This window comes from Candidatus Brocadia sp., assembly GCA_021646415.1.
Taxonomy (GTDB): domain Bacteria; phylum Planctomycetota; class Brocadiia; order Brocadiales; family Brocadiaceae; genus Brocadia.
The window spans coordinates 1-19,364 of sequence record SOEU01000009.1 but is presented as its reverse complement, the minus strand read 5'-3'; the positions used below and the strand labels follow the sequence as shown (position 1 = coordinate 19,364).

At 42.4% G+C, this 19,364-nt stretch carries 15 protein-coding genes; 7 read left to right on the top strand and 8 right to left on the bottom strand.

Annotation, left to right across the window (positions count from 1 at the left end; genetic code table 11):
- Positions 1-329 precede the first annotated feature (329 nt).
- The 6 genes from E3K36_08740 to E3K36_08715 all read left to right on the top strand — a co-directional run bounded on the left by E3K36_08740 (position 330) and on the right by E3K36_08715 (position 8,051).
- Positions 330-2,405 carry a VWA domain-containing protein gene (locus E3K36_08740; protein MCF6155325.1) on the top strand — a complete coding sequence of 692 codons (2,076 nt, stop codon included), beginning with the start codon at positions 330-332 and terminating at the stop codon, positions 2,403-2,405.
- Positions 2,406-2,742: 337 nt separating this feature from the next.
- Positions 2,743-3,237 carry a CBS domain-containing protein gene (locus E3K36_08735; GenBank protein MCF6155324.1) on the top strand — a complete coding sequence of 165 codons (495 nt, stop codon included), beginning with the start codon at positions 2,743-2,745 and terminating at the stop codon, positions 3,235-3,237.
- 476 nt (positions 3,238-3,713) lie between these two features.
- The gene (locus tag E3K36_08730; GenBank protein ID MCF6155323.1) at positions 3,714-6,650 is read left to right on the top strand and encodes a DUF748 domain-containing protein; all 2,937 of its coding nucleotides are present in this window, start codon (positions 3,714-3,716) and stop codon (positions 6,648-6,650) included.
- 37 nt (positions 6,651-6,687) lie between these two features.
- Complete coding sequence (locus E3K36_08725; GenBank protein ID MCF6155322.1) at positions 6,688-7,182, top strand: SRPBCC domain-containing protein; 495 nt, start codon at positions 6,688-6,690, stop codon at positions 7,180-7,182.
- A 47-nt stretch (positions 7,183-7,229) separates the two neighbouring features.
- Entirely contained in the window at positions 7,230-7,733 is a 504-nt protein-coding gene (locus tag E3K36_08720) for a VOC family protein (protein MCF6155321.1), read from the top strand.
- Between the two features lie 15 nt (positions 7,734-7,748).
- A complete protein-coding gene (locus tag E3K36_08715) occupies positions 7,749-8,051 on the top strand; it encodes a hypothetical protein (protein MCF6155320.1) in 303 nt (100 codons plus the stop codon).
- Between the two features lie 69 nt (positions 8,052-8,120).
- On the opposite strand, the gene E3K36_08710 is transcribed toward E3K36_08715, so the two are convergent.
- Complete coding sequence (locus tag E3K36_08710; protein MCF6155319.1) at positions 8,121-8,498, bottom strand: hypothetical protein; 378 nt, start codon at positions 8,496-8,498, stop codon at positions 8,121-8,123.
- A 77-nt stretch (positions 8,499-8,575) separates the two neighbouring features.
- Positions 8,576-10,666, bottom strand: coding sequence for a VWA domain-containing protein (locus E3K36_08705; GenBank protein ID MCF6155318.1), 2,091 nt, complete (start codon positions 10,664-10,666; stop codon positions 8,576-8,578).
- Positions 10,667-11,552: 886 nt separating this feature from the next.
- Here E3K36_08705 and E3K36_08700 point away from each other — a divergent pair.
- A complete protein-coding gene (locus tag E3K36_08700) occupies positions 11,553-12,047 on the top strand; it encodes a CBS domain-containing protein (GenBank protein ID MCF6155317.1) in 495 nt (164 codons plus the stop codon).
- Between the two features lie 370 nt (positions 12,048-12,417).
- On the opposite strand, the gene E3K36_08695 is transcribed toward E3K36_08700, so the two are convergent.
- The 6 genes from E3K36_08695 to E3K36_08670 form a co-directional block, all read right to left on the bottom strand.
- On the bottom strand, positions 12,418-14,664 hold the full coding sequence (locus E3K36_08695; GenBank protein MCF6155316.1) for a hypothetical protein: 2,247 nt from the start codon (positions 14,662-14,664) through the stop codon (positions 12,418-12,420).
- 691 nt (positions 14,665-15,355) lie between these two features.
- Positions 15,356-15,541, bottom strand: coding sequence for a hypothetical protein (locus tag E3K36_08690; protein ID MCF6155315.1), 186 nt, complete (start codon positions 15,539-15,541; stop codon positions 15,356-15,358).
- 15 nt (positions 15,542-15,556) lie between these two features.
- A complete protein-coding gene (locus E3K36_08685) occupies positions 15,557-16,021 on the bottom strand; it encodes a hypothetical protein (protein ID MCF6155314.1) in 465 nt (154 codons plus the stop codon).
- A 422-nt stretch (positions 16,022-16,443) separates the two neighbouring features.
- The gene (locus E3K36_08680; protein ID MCF6155313.1) at positions 16,444-16,677 is read right to left on the bottom strand and encodes a DUF433 domain-containing protein; all 234 of its coding nucleotides are present in this window, start codon (positions 16,675-16,677) and stop codon (positions 16,444-16,446) included.
- Between the two features lie 85 nt (positions 16,678-16,762).
- On the bottom strand, positions 16,763-18,235 hold the full coding sequence (locus E3K36_08675) for an L-seryl-tRNA(Sec) selenium transferase (GenBank protein ID MCF6155312.1): 1,473 nt from the start codon (positions 18,233-18,235) through the stop codon (positions 16,763-16,765).
- Between the two features lie 282 nt (positions 18,236-18,517).
- On the bottom strand, positions 18,518-19,123 hold the full coding sequence (locus E3K36_08670) for a phosphoribosylanthranilate isomerase (GenBank protein ID MCF6155311.1): 606 nt from the start codon (positions 19,121-19,123) through the stop codon (positions 18,518-18,520).
- Positions 19,124-19,364: the final 241 nt, after the last annotated feature.

Sequence of the window (19,364 nt, the reverse complement as noted above, 5' to 3'; positions counted from 1 at the left end):
ATAACAAAGGCAAAAGTCAATAAATAGCTCACCATCGCAGCAAATTTCGTTATTTTCATCTGTCCTCCTTTATTGTCAGGTAATATGGAAACCCGTGCTTTTTATTTATCGTTTTTCAAAAAAACCTTGCTACACTCCGGGGATTACTTCTTAATTGCAAATATTACAAATATATATATCGTTTGTAAAAATGTCAAAAGCATTTATTTTACAAACATACTATAATTTTATTGATTTTATTTGATTTGAAATGATTTAATGTTTGCTCACGGAAGAAATCCATTCATTGGGTGAAATGTTAAACCATTCGTTATGAGGAGCTTTGAAAAATGAAGAGAAAATCATCCGGAAAAATAATTTTTTCCTCAATTTGTGTCATCATAATTTCGGTTGCAATACTCATTTATCTGGGAAGAGTAGAACCAATTCTTGAAATCGTTCCAACGGAATTGGATTTCGGAAACAAAGAAACCAAAATGCCCTTTACTCTGAAAAATAAAGGGGAAAAAAAATGGGCTTTTCTGTCTTTCGTGAAAACATTACAGTATGAAATTGATATACCGAAAGAGAGTGACTGGATTTCGGCCTCTCTAAAATCCGGATCATGTGGAAAACAGGAAGAAAAAAACATTCCTGTCGTTATTAACAGGGATAAACTTTCTGTAGGGATGAATCGGGGAGAAATCAATGTAAAATCAAATGGCGGAAATAAAACTATTGAAATTGTTGCGGAAGGCGTAAAAGAAGAGAAAAATATAAGAATAATAAGCCCCTATGCCGGAGCATCATTAGCAATCGATGATGACATCACTATTCGCTGGTCGGCGACATCAAATATAGGTAATCATGCTGATATCCTTCTGTTACGAAATGATTCCATAGTAGAAAATATTGCAAGTTCTTACAATTACAGAAATGACGCCACCAGCAACGGAGAATTTAAATGGACACCAAAAAGTCCTCTTCGTCCCGGAGAAGAACTATACACGATACGGATTGCAGATTCTTTAAACAAGGATGTATTTGCTGAAGTGCCTTCTCTGAAAATTACTTCTCCTCTCACGAAACTTCACCTGAAAAATATTACTACAGCACACCAAAGGCCCAGTACTATTCAGTTTGTCTTTTCCCTTCGGGATCAGAGTAATCGTGCTATTTTGATCGACCCGTCAAAATTTAATTGGAAGAACCTGAAAATCTGGGAGAATAATGAAGAAATTGATTATATGGAAAGCCGTCCTTTTCTCTATACGCAAGACGATTTTCAACTTCAAGTCATGCTGGTGCTGGATTTTTCTGCTTCAATTAAAGCACAACGAAATGGCATTGAAACCATGCTTGCCGGAGTAAAATCCTTGATAGACCGTCTTAAGGAGACCCACCAGATAGGTATAGCTGAATTTCACAGATCGGATGAAGCGCCTCTTATTATACAACCATTTACCACCAATAAACAAACTGCAAAAGACGCAATTGATAATTTCGCAAAAAAAAGCATCTATAGCGATTTTTCGATTTGCTGGGATGCTGTTTACAGCGGATTAAAAGAGTTTCCATCGGCACCTGATCCAAAAACTTTCCGGGCTTTAGTCTTTCTGTCGGACGGTTTTGACAATTCAAGTGTTCAGCAACCAGATGACCTGATATCCCTTGCTAACAAACGGGACATCCACATTTATGTTATTGGTCTGGGCGATGTTCGGCATCAGGGGATTTTGGAAAATATCTCTATCAAGACGGGGGGCACATACGTTCATGCTGAAGACATGAACGTTTTTCTTGAACGATTTAAACAAATTATTGAAGATCTGGGGGGACAGTATAAAATAAGTTACATAACACCGAAAAAACCGGAAGACGGAATTTTTACCGTAAAAAGCGAACTCACCTATAAAGGAATTACAGGTGTTCCACCCTTAGAAGACAAGGTTGATCCCTCTCTAGTATTTGGAAAAACAAACCAGGGAGTCATTGTTTTCGAAACCTCTCCCTTTGTCAAAGGCGAACGCGCTGAAATTTTCATGTGGTGCGAGCATGTGCCAAGATACATTAATATCTTCCGTTTTCATTTGAAGACAGATAAGCCTTGTAAAATTTCTTTAATACCTGAAAGCAATGGGGGAATATGTGACGGCTGGAATGTTACCAATAAGGGAAATGGCTGGTATCAGATAAGTTCACCTGACCCAAAAGATTTGACTCATGATCTGGAATTTGGCCGTTCCGGGATTATCTGTAAAATTATCATTGAAAACATTAAAGAAGAACACATGGAAGTGCCTTTCCTCCTGGATAATTCCGTTTATAAACTTGGCCAGACATTTTACGGCAGAGATGCTTCAGAAATCGACGCAAATAAAAATTGGAACAAAATACTAGTCATTTCAAAAAAACAAGGACAGTGATACAAAGCATTCACACACGGCAGGTATACCCCGGCACTAGTCTTATTTAAATCTTGACATAAAGGTATAGGCACCTATAATGCTAGTTTATCTTTTTTGTATAGACCGATTGAATAACGAAGGTCTGACCGTTCCTCTCGCCAATGTTTCCGTGAATGCCTCAAGCGACTGATATTTTGCTTACGCCTTATCTAATTTGAATGACTGTAAAATGTCAGGATCGAAGACTGCGCTTTTCTGCCTATTTTCATGAAAAAACAGAAAAGACAGGAATTATTTTCACTGTAATAGTGCATGTATTGATAAGTTTAGTTTAATTTGAAAGGAGATACGCATCATGGCAAGAAGTGATATTGTAGCCAGGGACATTATGAACAAGAACGTTACTGCTGCAAAAAAGCAGGCATTAGGCAAGTCTCTGGCAGATAAGTTATTGACCGGTAAGTATAGTGGAATGCCAGTTGTAGACGAAAACAATAGGATTGTTGGGGTTATAAGCGAATTTGACCTTTTAAAAGCCATGGATCGTGGAAAATCTTTAGAAAAAATAACAGCAGAAGAAATCATGTCTGCAAAGCCCATATGCGTAACCGAAGATACAACTGTTGAAGATGTTATACATATCATGACAAAACATAACATCGTCAGGGTTCCCGTTGTCAGAGGTGAGATTCCCGTGGGGATAATATCCAGATGCGATATCCTTAAGTGTGTGTATGGCGTACTCGAACCAGAATTTGTAAGAATTAACAGTGAAAAGGAAAAAATCGAAGTCTTCACAGAGTTTAAGAGCACAGAGTTTAAAAGTAGCGAAGAAGTAACTACTTTGTGAGATGTGTTCCTGCGATGTATAAGCCGGTTCTGTAACAGGCACCTTTATATCATAGATGATGTGCGCACTGCAGAGCTACTGGAGTTCACAGGCATGGTCTTTGTGATAGTTGTGGTCTTGGGCATCACATGGTACAGCAATTTTCTGAGGCAGAAACTTGACAGGGGAAAATGAATTCATCGTACAAGCATATCCTCAGATAAATGGGGAATAATTCCAAGGCATGTGCTGAATAAATTCAGCACATGCCTTGATCCGAATGGGTGATCGGTGCGGATTTATAATCTGTAACCAAAGTGTTGAAAATACGGATGTGGCTAATGGAATGAAAGCTTATGAAAGAATCGTATTATTTCGCCTGATCAAGCAAAATATTTCTGATTATTTGTTACGGAAAATCTTTTTCACTTATCAAAACTCACCTGATGGGTGACCTCAATCGGTCTTCCTGATTGTAACATCAAGGGAGAAAAGACATGTCTCAGGTCAAATCTTTCTTTCGCGTTGGTCGTAACTTTACTTCCTGGTCCTGGCCGGCTCGCATAGTAATCATTGGGAGCTTTTTGGTTGCCCTCTATGCAGTTGTAGGCTTTCTCGTACTGCCGCCGCTGGTTAAGACCCGGTTGATAAAAAAACTTTCTGCTTACACAGGACGTAATGTGGAACTGGGTGAATTGCGTATGAACCCGTTTGCCCTATCAACCACGCTGCGAAGATTTACATTACACGAACGAAATGGTGAGCGGTTCGTGAGTTTTGATGAACTCTACCTCAACTTCCAGACAAGTTCGATATTTCGTTGGGCATATACCTTCTCTAAAGTTCAACTGATTGCCTCCTATTCAAACATCAAGAGACTAAAGGATGGAACGTTCAATTTCCATGATTTACTTCCACCAGCCAGGGAAAAGAGCGAGACACAACAAAAGGCCCCTGTTCCTCTTCTCATTCACCATCTTGTTGTCAATCGCGCTCAAATAGTCTTTGAGGATCACACGCGACCAACACCTTTCAAAGAACAGATAGCAGCCCTCAGTTTTTCTCTAAGAAATTTTACAACCCGGCCCAATCGTGAGGGGCTGTATGAGTTCGAAGCAGCCACTGAGCAGGGTGCAACCCTGAAATATCGCGGTAATCTTAGCATGGTACCTATGCACTCAAAGGGTGGCTTAGAACTTAAGGGAATTAAGCTCAGAAAACTGTGGTCATACTTACAGGATCAGCTTCATTTTGAGATAGCCGGCGGGGAGCTGGATATCAGTGGGACGTATGCGTTCGATATTACAGAGGGGAAGCCTGAATTACGTTTGCAAGACAGCAGTGTAAGCGTTCGTTCTCTTTCAATCCTTAGTAAAGAAGATGGTGAAGAAGCAATCACCCTGCCACACCTTTCCTTTAGCGGTACAGAACTTGATTATCAAAAACACGAAATGAAAATCGCTCTTATTCAAAGCGACTCCGCAAAGATTCGCGGCATGCTGGACAAAGACGGCAAATTCAGTTTGCAAAAAATGTTCCAACCTAAAACAACCGTCGGCTCACAACAGGCGCATCCGAAAAGTCAGCCGAAATCCGGAGGATGGCAAATCAATATCAGCAAGATAGAGATCGTTGATTATGCACTCCACATGAAAGATCAAACCACAATACCGGTAGCACAACTTGATCTTTCTCCGGTAAATCTGAAGATTGAAGACGTTAAGATTGGCGCACCAGGCGCAGCACATGTTGAGTTGCAAGCAGGCCTGAATCAAGCAGGGACAATGAAAGTTACCGGGAAAGTATCTCCTGACCCTCTAACAGCGGATTTAGACGTGCAGATTTCAAAAGTAGCACTTCCGCCATTTGATTCTTATGTAAAAAAATACACACAACTCGAGATAAACGATGGAGCTTTGTCGCTCAATGGTCATCTTAATTTCTCGCGGCCGGATGCGGAACAGCAGATTGATTTTGGCGGTGATATCTGGATAGAGTCTGCCCGTGTTCTCGATTCGGTATTTTCTGAAGATTTTGTCCGTTGGGAACGCCTTGACCTCAGGCAGGTAAAATATGACAACAATCCGGCATTCCTTTCAATTCATGAGATTACCGCCCGTGGTCTTTATACACGCATCATCATAGGGCCCGATCGCACTGCCAATGTTCAACACATTCTCAGAAAAGAAAAAAACCCTTTAGCGGAAACGAAGAGACAAGAAGCAAATGGTAGCCAATTACCCATCCATATTGATCAGGTCAACATAATCGACAGTTCCATGAATTTTGCAGACCTTTCGCTCAGGCCAAATTTTATCACAACTATCCAGGATCTAAACGGAACAGTAAAGGGACTTTCGTCCGAACAGCTTGCACGTGCTGATATTGATTTAAAAGGGCAGGTAGACAAATACGCTCCGGTTGTCATACAGGGGAAGATCAACCCATTGAGTGAGCAGGCTTATACAGACATCACCATGAATTTTTATGGCATTGAACTCACCACTTTTTCACCGTATTCCGGGAAATTTGCCGGATACAAAATTGAAAAGGGGAAACTATCGCTTGAATTACAATATAAACTTTCTCAAAAAATCCTGATAGGAGAAAATCACATTGTCATGGATCAATTTACCCTTGGAGAAAAGATAGAAAGTCCGGATGCAACCACACTGCCGGTTCGTCTTGCAGTTGCCATACTTAAGGATTCCCGCGGTGTGATTGATCTTAATCTTCCCGTACGTGGCGATCTCAATGATCCACAGTTCAGACTTGTGCCTCTGATAATCAAGGCATTTGTTAATCTTATCGCGAAGGCGGCAACGTCCCCATTTAAAATGCTCGGCGCACTGGTAGGAGTTGAAGGTGAGGAATTGGACTTTGTACTCTTTGCGCCAGGTTCACATGCCCTCAGCCAGGAACAGCAGTCAAAGCTTGGCAAAATTGCCAGAGCGCTTCGAGAACGACCACAACTCATACTTAACCTGCGCGGTACCGCTGCGGAGTCTGTTGACCATTACGCACTCGCAGAGCGCGCAATTTTAACCCGAATTCGTACTCAGCGAGACATCCCAATTGAAAGTCCTCTTGCAGAAGACGAACAAAAGCGTCTCCTTAAACTCTACCGTGAAATGTTCAAAAAAGAGGACCCTTACGACTTGATACCTCCGACCGATAAAACCGGTGCAAAGATACCCAAGGATGTGCGCAGGACTGCTGTTGTTGATGCCGCGAGAAAAAAGCTCATAGAGAAATACCCGATCTCCGAGAGCGATTTGCGTACACTTGCACAGGAGCGGGCTGCAGCAATAAAAGATTATATGATTCAGCAGGGTGGTTTAGCGGAACCCCGCATCTTCCTCTTGGAGGTTGATACGAAAGCCTCTGCTACAGATCATGAAGTTAAAATGCCACTCGCGCTGGATGCCCGATAGCTTTGAAAGATATGCTGTAATGAAAAGGAACTAAGATATGACAGGTCAGAAGAATGAACTTATTATTACTCGTATCTTCGATGCCCCGCGTGAGCTTGTGTGGAAGGCGTGGACTGAGTCGGAGCAAGTCATGCGCTGGTGGGGACCCAAGATCTTCACGTCGCCGTCGTGCAAGATTGATTTTCGTGTTAGCGGTAAGTATCTCTTCTGTATGCGATCAGAAAGCGGGCCGGAGGTCTGGCAAAAGGGTATCTGGAGTACCGGTGTGTATAAAGAGATCGTTCCGATGGAGAAGATCGTTTTCACGGACTGTTTTGCCGATGAGCATGGCAATGTCGTGCCAGCAACGCATTACGGTATGGAGGGTTTCCCATTGGAACTCGAGGTGACATTAACCTTTGAAGAAGTCGAAGGCAGCAAAACTAAAATGACTCTGCAACACATGGGTTTGCCGGCTCAAATGAAAGAAGAGTGCCGAACCGGCTGGAACGAATCCTTCGATAAGCTCGACAAAGTTCTGGCAAAGGTTTGAATCGAAATAAATGAAAAGTCTGCCTACCGGCAGGAAGGAGGGCTAAAATGAAAAGAAAAGTAAAACCAATTCCGGAAGGGTACCATTCAGTTACCCCTTACCTGATCACACGTGGCGCAAGAGAAGCTATTGAGTTTTATAAAAAAGCTTTTGGCGCTGAAGTGACTTTCCTCCAGGACAGGCCCGACGGAAAAGTCATGCATGCGACAATCAAAATCGGAGATTCGATTCTCATGATTGCTGATGAGTGCCCGCCCCATAAAGGGCATGAAGCAGGCTGTGTCAGGTCACCAACTGATTTGGGAGGGACAACTACGAACCTCTATCTTTACGTGAACGATGCGGACGCAGTTTTCAACAAAGCGGTGAAAAGCGGAGCCGCGGTGTCAATGCCTGTTACCGACATGTTTTGGGGCGACAGGATTGGGATGCTTAAAGATCCTTTTGGGTATTTCTGGACAGTGGCGACACATAAAGAAGATGTCAGCCCCGAACAGCTGAAAGAAGGCGCGGATAGATTCTTCAGCCAACGGGAGTCAGCCAGTTGTTGAAGGCAGTTTTGTAAATTGGGTGAAGCAAAGCGCACCCAACAAGACCATTGTGCTGATGGATTCACTTCATTTAATCTATCCTCCTTGACTGTGAGACTGGGGAGAAAACAATTACGAGCAAAACTGAAAGGCGACAAGCATCTTTCTCAGATTATCAAAAGAGTTGAAACATGTTTGACTATGATAAAGATTTGTCCCCCTGTTTTCCCCGTTTCCCTCCGGGTGAAAAAAGTTGAAGAGACGGAGCGTATTATGTCTTACAAAACCGTGAAACAAAAAGAAAAAAGAGCAGACTCCGGGCTACACGCTATGGGCTAAGGCTTATCGTTTGAAACATGCAACATGAAGCTTGCAGTAGTCTGTGGCTTAGTGTCTAAGGTCTAATTATCACCAGCGGATTTTGATTTTTTCAAAGTCGCCGCCCTTCTTAAGATAATATTCTGAATAAATATCATAGAGCCGATTAAGGTTCGAAATCTCGGTAGCGAGTGCACCAGCCTGCACTTTCATGGCTGTTGCTTTTTTACCCATGAGGTCCTGGAGAGGAATGGCTTTGATCTGGGCCTCGACCTTGCGGTATTCGGACGTTTTAGAAACAATCGCGTCAGCATACCGTCTGGCCGTATCCTCCAGGGCCCCGCGCGACATGGACTGAGCTTCGGCCCGGGCATCATCAACCGGCTTTAAGGCATCCGCTTCTTTAGTACACGCGGAAAGTGCGGCCATTGAAATCAAGACAATCAGATAAAATACAAAACGCTGCATTCGAAAACCTCCTTTATACTAGCAACCATTCATAGCATTTCAAATTCGTTGCATCCCACTCATGATAGTATTTTGTATTATTTAGCAGTATTTCCGACATGAATATTCGTTGACCACGTCCCCGTTTGTGACGTATCACCTTCTCCATAAAATGCCTGTCCCCTATCATAAATTGAGTTATCCAATTTAAACGGAATTACAATTCCCTCCTCGATAATATCGGTAACAACAATCTTACAAAGGGTCCCAAAAGCGCCAAATTCAAGATACTTGCGGGGATCTTTTGGATCAGGAGAGGTCAATCGATACCAGCCTTCACCAAGATTGTTTAATGTCCAACCCTGGCATAATCCACCACCATTGGAAGAAGTAAGCATTACCTGATAAGGCTTATCGGTACCGATCCAGAAATGAAAATCATTGATATACCTGGGTACATGTTCGCACCACATAAATATTTCAGCCTTGTTGAATTTAATAATAGAAGGGGCAGTAAAACGAATAACACCCACAGTCGTCTTACCGTAAATTGAAGAAGGATCTATTTCATCCTCCAATAAAGGAGCGCCGGTAACGTCATTATAGGTAATTTCACTTGTCACCTTGAAACGCCCGTCTTCAGGCTTTTTTGGAGTAATATACTTTACTTTATATTGACCTTTTATATCGTTAATCGTCTGTTTAAATCTTTCCTGCAAAACATTTAAGTTTTCAGAATGAACATAGGTGCCCCCGGTTTCAAAAGCAATATTCTTCAACACATTTTCCTGCCGTATATCACCGACTCCAACCACAAAAATGTGGATATCCCTATCTTTTGCAATGGTAATAATCTCATCCGGGGTATTGAAACTACTGTTATCAAATCCGTCTGATAAAAATACCAGTGTTTTAAAGATATTTGGATCAGGCTTTTCCGGAAACTGTTGCAGACCTTTTATCACGGCATCCCAGCAGCTTGAAAAATCACGATAGATTTTACTTGTGCTGAAATTGTCAATGGCCTCTTTTGCCGCATTTTTATAAGTAGTAAATGTCTGAAGAACCGCTGGCGGTTCTTCAGGTCGATGGAATTCTACTACTCCTATTTGATGTGTTTCTTCCAGGCTATCAATTAAATCTTTTACACTCGCGAGCATCTTGTTAATATCCTCATTTGTTTCATACATTGACGCTGAAAAATCTAAAACAAGCATGGCTTGCAATTGAAAATCATCTTGTGTATAAAGAAGAGCATGGCTTTCTGAATAGTCAATTTCATTATTGTTTTCCCATATTTTTATGTCTTTCCAGTCGACTTTTTTTGCAGCAAATAGAATCGCGTGATTATTCTGGTTCCGCAAAGAGAATATAAACTGAACTGTACTTGGTAACTGATGGTCTTTGGTCTGGTTGAGCACCTTAATTGCTGAAAGGGGCTGAAAAATCTTTATTGGTCCAACTTCATCAAATATTTTGGAGTCTCCGGCATCCTCTATCCTGATAGTATAACCGCTATCCTCCCTTAAATCACTCACCTTCCAGAGATAAGATCCTTTACCCTCAACGTCTTTTCTGAAGTTATAATTTTGCTCAATAGTTCCAATATTTTCTCCCCTTAGATATAAAAAAATATTGACAAAATTACCCACACCGGAAGTTGCCGACCATTCTATCAATACTTCATCGCCAATTGAAAAAGAGGAATTTACGGTCGGGGAAGTAATAATTATTTGATCCTTCTCTTTTTGTGCTAATATCCGAACAACGCGGTCTCCTGCATTTGTTAGTACCCGTAATTCTTCTATCACACTTTCCGGAGGAAGAAAACGTCTATCAATTTTTACCGTTATTGTTTCCGGTTCTTCTTCTACAGTGCCTGATATTGGGTGAACAGCCAGCCATATGGGGACTTGCCTGGTATCAATAGTAAATTCTAATGGAGTAACGCCTTTTTGAAAAAAACCTTCCGCCTTTGCTGTATTTTTTAAAGTAAACGCCATTTCATTTTTTGTCTCTTCAAAATCTAAACCAATCGGAGACATGTCAAGCACCGGTGGGACGTTTCCGCGCAACATCAGAATCACGATTGCTATCAATAGCAAGACAAGAGGAAGTACTATAGATATTACCTTCTTTCTTTTTCTCCTAATTCCGGGCCTAATCTTTTTTTCGTTTTCAGAAGACATTTTAGACTCCTAACTTTTACCATCTGTTTAAAGCGACCATTTGCGTTCCAAACTATGTCCGTCATATTAACCAAAGAGGAAATTACCGTCAATATATTTTTCAAGACGACGATAATTGTTTTCAGTACGGAATTGACAATACGTAATTGTACTATAAATTGAAGATTTATAGCAGCACTCATGAATAAGGCTGTTTATCGTATCTCTGGTAGCCAATAGCCTCATAATCCAGTTACTTTGCCAGACATTCCCGATTGAATCCAGGAAGATCACAAACCCGGTTCATTCCTTGCAATCTTATCCATATTGCTCTTTGACTCACATTACTATTTCTGCGTGTATTTTTATGTGGTGCAAACATGTACCAAGATACATCAATACCTTCCTTCTTTCTTTTAGCGAAGCAGATGCCGATTTTATTTAAATCTTGACATAAAGTTTACTGGTGCCTATAATACTCAATTATTTTCAGGTCAAATTTGATAGAATCCTTTACACACCCATGACATGTGCAAAAATAATATTTAAGCTTCCGAGCATTCAGTGGCTTCTTAATAAAGTTATAAAAAATTATCTTCTAAAAAACTACTGCTGCACAGAAGCGCAGAAGTAGTTTTTTTCTAATGCCATTGGGAATAACGGCATTTTCAGAAGAATCTCAATCAAGCATACAGGAAAATGTCCCCGTAAAAAGACGCGGGAGGGAAATGTTAATGCCGGTTTGAATATTTACGTTTCTTTAGGCTTACATGACTGCAAAATGCCAAAACCAAAGACCTGCTTTCCTGCTACTTTTAACGTAAAATTATGAAAGACAAAAATTATTGTAAAAGTAATAGTGCATGTATTTATAATTTTAGTTTAATTTGAAAAGGAGATACGCATCATGGCAAGAAGTGATATTGTAGCCAGGGACATTATGAACAAGAACGTTACTGCTGCAAAAAAGCAAGCATTAGGCAGATCTCTGGCAGAAAAGTTATTGACCGGTAAGTATAGTGGAATGCCGGTTGTTGACGAAAACAATAAGATTATTGGAGTTATAAGCGAGTTTGATCTTTTAGCAGCCATGGATTATGGAAAATCTTTAGAAAAAATAACAGCTGAAGAGATCATGTCTACAAAACCCATATACGTAACCGAAGATACAACTGTTGAAGATGTCATACATATCATGACAAAACATAATATCGTCAGGGTTCCCGTTGTCAGAAATGGGATTCCCGTGGGGATAATATCCAGATGCGACATCCTTAAATGTGTGCATGGTGTACGCAGTCCAGAATTTGTAAGAATTAACAGTGAAAAGGAAAAAATCGAAGTCTTCACAGAGTTTAAGAATGCCGAGTTTAAAAGTGGCGAAGTGGTAAGTAATGAGTGACAACTATTATCTTGTTTAAAATATTGAGAAGAGAACAAATTTTTCAGACTGTCCGATAGTGAAATTGGCCCAACCGATATATACAACATATTATCTACCCATGGGTAATTTATCAGTATAGAGCATCGTGTCAGGCATATAAATACATTCTCTGGCAACCTGCTTACAGGCTGTCCAAGAATGTGGTCAATAAATAATAAGAGTCATCAGTTTAAACTCTGCACAGACTTTTTCCAGTCCTCGTAACAGAAAGTTTCGATACCCCATAACTATTTTCGGAGTTCAACTCCTTCACCCTTGCGGATTACTGCCTACTGTTTCCCTGTCTACGCTTCACCCATGTCGTCACAAAAATCAAAATCCGTTATCGTTATTTGTTTGCTTTATCAACGGAAAGATCATCGTTAAACCTCGACACAAAGACGTCCTCGCATCTATGATAAGACGCATCATAAGCAGCCGGGGTCGCAGGAAAGTCTGGTGACAAGGTTTCGCCGGTCACATAGACGTTTCCCGCAGCACTGACGGCAATTGCATTGCCATAATCAGAACGAGACCCGCCCAGAAATGTGGACATAAGCAAATTGGCAAGTCCACTGTTCAACTTCGATAAAAAGACCTCACTACCACCATTAGGCGTGGTATCATAAGCGCCTGGTGTTGTGGGAAAGTCTGTTGAGCTCGTGCTGCCTGCCACATAGACATTTTCACCGGCATCGATGGCGATTGCTTTACTATAATCATGAGCATCCCCACCCAGGAGAGTGGATGCAGACAGACCTGTCAGTTGATTATTGAACTTTGAAACGAAAACATCCTTAGTTCCTCGTTTATAAGCTGTAGCATAAGCGCTATCCGTCGTGGGAAAGTTTGACGACACCGTTTCACCTGTCACATAGACGTTTCCACCGGTATCGATGGCAATTGCCGTAGCATGATCATTAGAATTCCCACCCAGAAAAGTGGATGCCAGCAGGTTCATCAGCCCATTGTTAAGTTTCGATACAAAGGCATCGTCATTACCACCGTTGAAAGAGGTATTATAAGCACCGGGTGTCGCAGGAAAGTCTCTTGGCCAGGTATTGCCGGTAACAAAAACGTTTCCAACGCCATCAACGGCAATCGCTCTGCCATAATCACCGGAACCACCACCCAGGAAAGTGGATGCCAGCAAGCTCGTCAGCCCACTGTCGAACTTTGATACAAAGGCATCATAATAACCACCGTTGTAAGTGGTATCATAAGCACCAGGTGTCGCAGGAAAGTCAGACGATAAGGTTTCTCCGGTCACATAGACATTTCCACCGGCATCGATGGCAATTGCATAGCCACAATCATCAGCATTTCCACCCAGGAGCGTGGATGCCAGCAGGTTCGTCAGCCCATTGTTGAACTTCGACACAAAGACATCCCAACGTCCATTGCCGGTCGCATCATAAGAGCCGCGCGTTTTGGGAAAGTCTGTTGAATACGTAGACCCTGCCACATAGACGTTCCCTCCAACGTCAGTGGCAACTGAACAGGTGCGTTCGTGATTGAGAGCCCCGCCCAGGAACGTGGACGCCAGCAGGTTCGTCAGCCCGCTGTTGAACTTTGAAACAAAAACGTCGGTATTGCCTTTGCGAGACGTACGATAGGCACCTGGTGTCGATGGAAATTCTGACGACAAGGTCTCTCCGGCCACAAAGACGTTTCCCTCTGCGTCAACGGCAATTGATCTGCCACGATCTTCATAAGGCCCGCCCAGGTATGTAGACGCAAGAAGGGGATCGATAATGAGGTCTTTTGCCTTGTCGTACTGCGCAACCTTAAAACCATATTCCGATTTTTGAATTCCGCAATCCGAAATCACATATCCGCATTCCACGTTCACCCTCTTCCCTTCAATCTCCTGGTACGCTATCGGTTTTGTAAACTTTACGGCACCAAGTTCCGTCTCTGCTATAAGCTCGCCTGCCGTGTTTACCATCAATTCCTGTGCACCCTCCAGTCTAATTAATATCTTTTCATAGTTTGCGTCTGGTTTTACCGTAAAAAGTTTTTCTACGTTGTTTCCATACGCCTTCAGCCTTAAGTCTATCCCCTCGTACACCTCTCCCATTTCGACAATCTCATACGTTGGTATATTGCTCTGCCATTTTGATGGGTCATTTCCGGTAAAATAATTCACGGTGGCTACGGATTTCGACCCGCCCTTGATTTCATCAATCTTGCTGCCCACGAATTGTTCTTTCAGGGCAATACCCCTTGCATCCTGCATCAGGTGATTTTGTGTCTGATTCCCCTCCCGATCCTTTGTCCCCTCGGTTCCATGCCTGCCATCCGGTAATGCATAGACGATCTGCCCGTCTTTGTTTACAAACACCGTTCCCCCAAAGGTCTGTGCATAAAAAAGTACCCTTTCATCAACCTGACCATTATTGGCTATAAAAGGCATCTGAAGTTTTTGAACTTCAAGAGTTGCTTTTTCCTTTAAGGGCTTGCCCTTTTTGCCTTGGTTTGCAAAAAGGGACGTCACTGCTAATGTCATCGTTGAGAGAAAAAAAGAAAAAATCGCCATACAACAAAGAACGTTACCTACCTGAGGTACACGAGTGGGAAACAAGTTTCTCATCACCTTACAACCTTCTTTCTGATATTGTTGAAGAAATAAATCCTGAAATCAGCCATTCCGCCGTCTTTCAATAACCGCTTAGCAAATTTTAACCTGTTAGACATCATCGAAAACCACCGGCTATGCCTATAAGTGTTTATTATAAATGCGATATTGAAAAATCAAAATGCAAAATAATAATAGAGCAAAACATTTTTGATATGGGACACACCCCCGGCCCCCTCTTTTTAGAGGGGAGAGTACAAGTTCCCTCTGTCGGTAGGATAAGCGTTCCGCTTGTCATTATGATGTCAACCGGGGACGGTTGACCTACCTCAGGAAATTTAAGGGTGTGTTTGATGTTTGCAAATACTTCGGGTTAACAAAGTTCGGTAATATCTGATTTTATTGAGACTTTCAAAAACCAAACTGTTACAAATCCAGAAGTAATTCAAGCGGTGGATTTATAGATATGCTTCCGCAATTTTATCAATCCATTTGCTGGAGTGTGCGGCATGTTGGTAGGTCGCTTCGAGCTCATTATTTTATTATCTGCTGTTTGCTGTCTGTAAAACATCTGATTGTTTGACCGTCAAAGCATCATCAAGATGCCGTCACAACAACAATCATTTTAAACGACTAACGTGGGCTTAGCGGACGGGCAAAAGCGCAGCTTTTGGCCGGTCCGCTGGAGGCCTTATAAGTGTTATGCGGCTTATTGCTCTTCATGGTGATTTGTTTTCCCTTGGTTGCAGGCTGTGCATAGTGTTTGAAGGTTCTCGATAATGGTATCACCTCCTTTTGACCACGGCCTGATGTGGTCAACCCCAAGCACAACGCCAGGCGTAACCGATGGAGAGGCACCGCATGCACAGCAGCGGAAGTGATCGCGCTGGAGCACCTTGAAACGAAGCCGCTAATCGGGACAACGAGAGCTTCTGCGGGATGCAGTGCCAACAGTTGCAGCAGCCGTTGGTGCAGCTATATCTTTAGAGTTGGCGTATGAAACGAACGCCTCCAAAGCTTGCCTCCATGAACCGAATCGCCGCTCGTAGGTGGCTACATGAAAATGACATGCAGGTTTTTGAACTTCCGAATAGCTAGGTTGGCGACCAAGAGAAACCCATAAGTCATAGAGAGCTGAAAACAGTTTCTCATCTGGAACGTTCCGTTCCACCGTGGTTTCTAAACCGGCTGCCTTCACCGCAGAATTCCAAGAACCAAAACGGCGAATGACGGTTGTAACGCCGTACTTGCCGTGATCTCTATAGGTACGCTGCTTCACTTGCTGCTCTGACTGCTCGGATGCGACACGACGAAGGTCAGACAATAAGTCTTCGTCTGTTATGTTTCGCCTATCGTGACTCAGTTCAAATTGCACAAGACCTCCTTTGCCGCATAACATGAGTTATGCCGTACTAAAAGCTGTCTTCTTTTAGGGCTATTAGTACATATAATATGTTTACATTTGGCTTATTATACGGCTATTTGGGCATATAATAAAGTTCATAAACCAATTGGCCATATAGTAAGTAATCGCGAAAACAATGTCAATTTTTATAATGGCGGGTTCGGGTTTGCAACCCGAACCCTATAATTTGTAGGCCAATAACATCAGGGAATTCAAATCGACGGATGAATCAAACTATTGGGTTCAAGTTGCAAACTTGAACCCGCTTAAGGAATCGAGCACAATCTCATCTGAAATCCCCGGTTCCATTTCGGCAACGTACCGTACCCGATGACCATCTTGCCTTAAACGCTCCACAATCTGCCGGTCTACACTTTCGTCTGCCAAAAGGTTCAAGCTACCTCCTGAATCGGATAAACTACCTCATCCCGTAATGAATCAGCCGCAAACGACAAGGCTGCTTGAATGGCATCGCGGGTAAGACGGGGGTGGGCGTCAAGAATTTGCTCGATAGTTTCACCAGCTGCAAGTTTATCTAAAATAAGCTCAACAGTAATGCGCGTCCCTGCAATGATCGGTTTGCCCATCATCACCGCAGGATCTGATATGATCAATTTTTTCTTCATTTTTCTTCCTTTCAATTGCATCGTCTTACAATACAAGCAGGGTTATCTACATAGTTATCAGGATATTTTTCTAATTTACTTTACTTTATGAAAATATCTTTCCTAATGCCACGGCAATCGTATCAACCGCATCATCATATACCGTACGCATATCCAGAAGCACTCGGTCTTGCTCTATTCTGGCAAAGATCGGGGGGGTATTACCCCGCAGTCGTGCGGCTAATTCGTCGGCATTTATTTTTTCCGAATGGAGAGAAATGAGCTTTGTTGGAATCCCTTCACCCGGTAATGACCCGCCACCCATTTCCGAAAAGCCGTCGATAATGGTAATATGCATGCAAGCCTTTGCTTCAGGAGTCATAGTATTTATCAATCTTTTACACCTTTCTTCTATTGCCTCAAGCGGGGTTAAAATCATCTGAAGCACCGGGATTTTTTGTATGGCAAGGCCTTCGTCCAGATACAAACGTAACGTTGCCTCCAGCGCAGCGATGGTTAATTTCCCCACACGGAGGGCACGAGTTAATGGATTCTTTTTCAACAGATCAACCCATTTCTTTTTCCCGGCAATAATGCCACCCTGCGGACCACCCATGATCTTATCGGTACTGACGGTAACGATATCTACCCCCGTCTTTATACTTTCCTGCACGGTCGGCTCGTGGGGTAATCCAAATTTTCCCAGATCAATCAATGCGCCGCTTCCCAGATCGTACATGACAGGAATACTGTGGGTTTGGCCTAGCGAAACAAGGTCTTTCAAATCGACCGTTTCAGTAAAACCTACGATTTTGAAGTTGCTTTGATGCACCTTGAGAATAAGCCCCGTATGCTCCGTAATGGCATTGCGATAGTCGTCAAGGTACGTCTTATTGGTTGTCCCCACCTCGACCAATATTGCACCACCTTTCGACATCACGTCGGGCATGCGGAATGACCCGCCAATCTCCACAAGCTGTGAACGTGAAATGATGACCTCCTTACCCCTGGCCAGTGTATCTAAGGCAAGCAAAACGGCAGCAGCATTGTTGTTGACAACCAGTGCCGCCTCTGCCCCTGTAATCATAGAAACGAGTTGCTCAATATGATGATACCGAATCCCCCTTCTACCGCTGAGTTTTTCAATTTCCAGCGTACAAAAACTTTTCAAAATGTTTTGTATCTGTTTTGCCGCCTCATCTGCGAGGGGCGCCCTGCCAAGTCCTGTGTGAAGTATGATACCCGTTGCATTGATAGCATGCTCGATGCCGCAGAATTTTTGCTGGAGGGATTGTTGAACGAGGTAGTAAAGCCCTTGTGGAGACAGATCAACGGCTTGTGCTTCCACACGGCTTTTTACCACCCCTATTTCCCCCCCTTCGTAAGGGGGGGATTTTTGAGTGATGTCGAATTGAGATATGCCTTTTTTATCAGTCAGGGATTGCCGAATGTCTTCCAAAACTGCACGAATTGCATCAACCACCAGTTGCCTTGGATAAATAACAGTTAATTTTGACATCTCCGGTGACCCAAGGAGTTCGTTAACCGATGGGATTGATCTAAGGATGTCTTTTTGCATGTTTCTGCACAATTAACACTAAGTCCCAAAGGGACGAAAGAAAAACTTGTTGACAAGAGATCGATCTTTTTATCTCACGGTTAAATAATAACTAAATTCTTTCACCCCTTTGGGGTTTGCATATGTTCTCTTTTATTTTCAGGGGGCTTCACCCCCTGCTATCTACTGACGGCCTTTCTGGCCTAACAAAATATTCTATTTGCTGCAGATAAGACAAATTGTGAGTCAACCCTGTCAGGGTTAATTTTATTCATATTTTTGCTAAGGTAATTCTACTCTTCCCTAAAATTTTACATTCATGATAAACCGTTTCATTAACAACTTATCTTTTTTACCTGGTGACGACTCCACACCAGAAGACACATCCACGGCATAAGGTTTTACCATATGGATTGCCTCCCTGACATTTTCATGAGTCAAGCCTCCCGACAAGATAATCGTTCCATATTTATGCGCTTGTCCGGCTATTTCCCACTTGAAAGGCACTCCTGTCCCACCCATAAACCCCTTTACATAACTGTCCAATAAAAAGGCATGTGGTTTATAATTTGCCAGGAGCTTCAAGTCATCTTCTTCCCTGATCCGAAATGCCTTGATAATCTTGTATCCTTTCAAGTCATTTAAATACAGAGGATCTTCATTACCGTGAAGCTGAACCGTATGAATATTGCAAAAATTACAGACTCCTTTTATTTTATCTATTTTTTCATCAACGAAAACTCCCACAGGGGAAACGAAAGGAGGCAACTTCTCAATAATGTCTCTTGCCTGCTCCTTCGTTACCTGGCGGGGGCTCTTTGCGAAGACAAATCCCAGGGCATCAGCACCAAACTCTATCGCAGCCAGCGCATCTTCACTATTGGTAATACCGCAAATTTTTACTCTCATATTTCAACTGCTCTTCTTTTCCATCACAATCTGTATATCGCCCTCTTTTCCCTCTTCAAGCGTTACCGTCTGTTTGCTTCTCTTATAGCCCGTTTTCTTTGTGGTAATCTTATAACCTAAATCCTGCAAACAAGGCGAAGCCTTGTTGCAGGATTAGGCCAGAAATGGTAGAATCTCCAAGGGATTTCAAGGTATTTTGAGAATAAAAACACCTAAAAGGAGGTTCACCTTTTCAATGAAG

Bases quoted from the DNA above. Each gene is read 5' to 3' on its own strand.
- E3K36_08740 (MCF6155325.1), top strand. From the start codon at position 330: ATGAAGAGAAAATCATCCGGAAAAATAATTTTTTCCTCAATTTGTGTC.
- E3K36_08735 (MCF6155324.1), top strand. From the start codon at position 2,743: ATGGCAAGAAGTGATATTGTAGCCAGGGACATTATGAACAAGAACGTT.
- E3K36_08730 (MCF6155323.1), top strand. From the start codon at position 3,714: ATGTCTCAGGTCAAATCTTTCTTTCGCGTTGGTCGTAACTTTACTTCC.
- E3K36_08725 (MCF6155322.1), top strand. From the start codon at position 6,688: ATGACAGGTCAGAAGAATGAACTTATTATTACTCGTATCTTCGATGCC.
- E3K36_08720 (MCF6155321.1), top strand. From the start codon at position 7,230: ATGAAAAGAAAAGTAAAACCAATTCCGGAAGGGTACCATTCAGTTACC.
- E3K36_08710 (MCF6155319.1), bottom strand. From the start codon at position 8,498: ATGCAGCGTTTTGTATTTTATCTGATTGTCTTGATTTCAATGGCCGCA.
- E3K36_08705 (MCF6155318.1), bottom strand. From the start codon at position 10,666: ATGTCTTCTGAAAACGAAAAAAAGATTAGGCCCGGAATTAGGAGAAAA.
- E3K36_08700 (MCF6155317.1), top strand. From the start codon at position 11,553: ATGGCAAGAAGTGATATTGTAGCCAGGGACATTATGAACAAGAACGTT.
- E3K36_08680 (MCF6155313.1), bottom strand. From the start codon at position 16,677: ATGAAGAAAAAATTGATCATATCAGATCCTGCGGTGATGATGGGCAAA.
- E3K36_08675 (MCF6155312.1), bottom strand. From the start codon at position 18,235: ATGCAAAAAGACATCCTTAGATCAATCCCATCGGTTAACGAACTCCTT.
- E3K36_08670 (MCF6155311.1), bottom strand. From the start codon at position 19,123: ATGAGAGTAAAAATTTGCGGTATTACCAATAGTGAAGATGCGCTGGCT.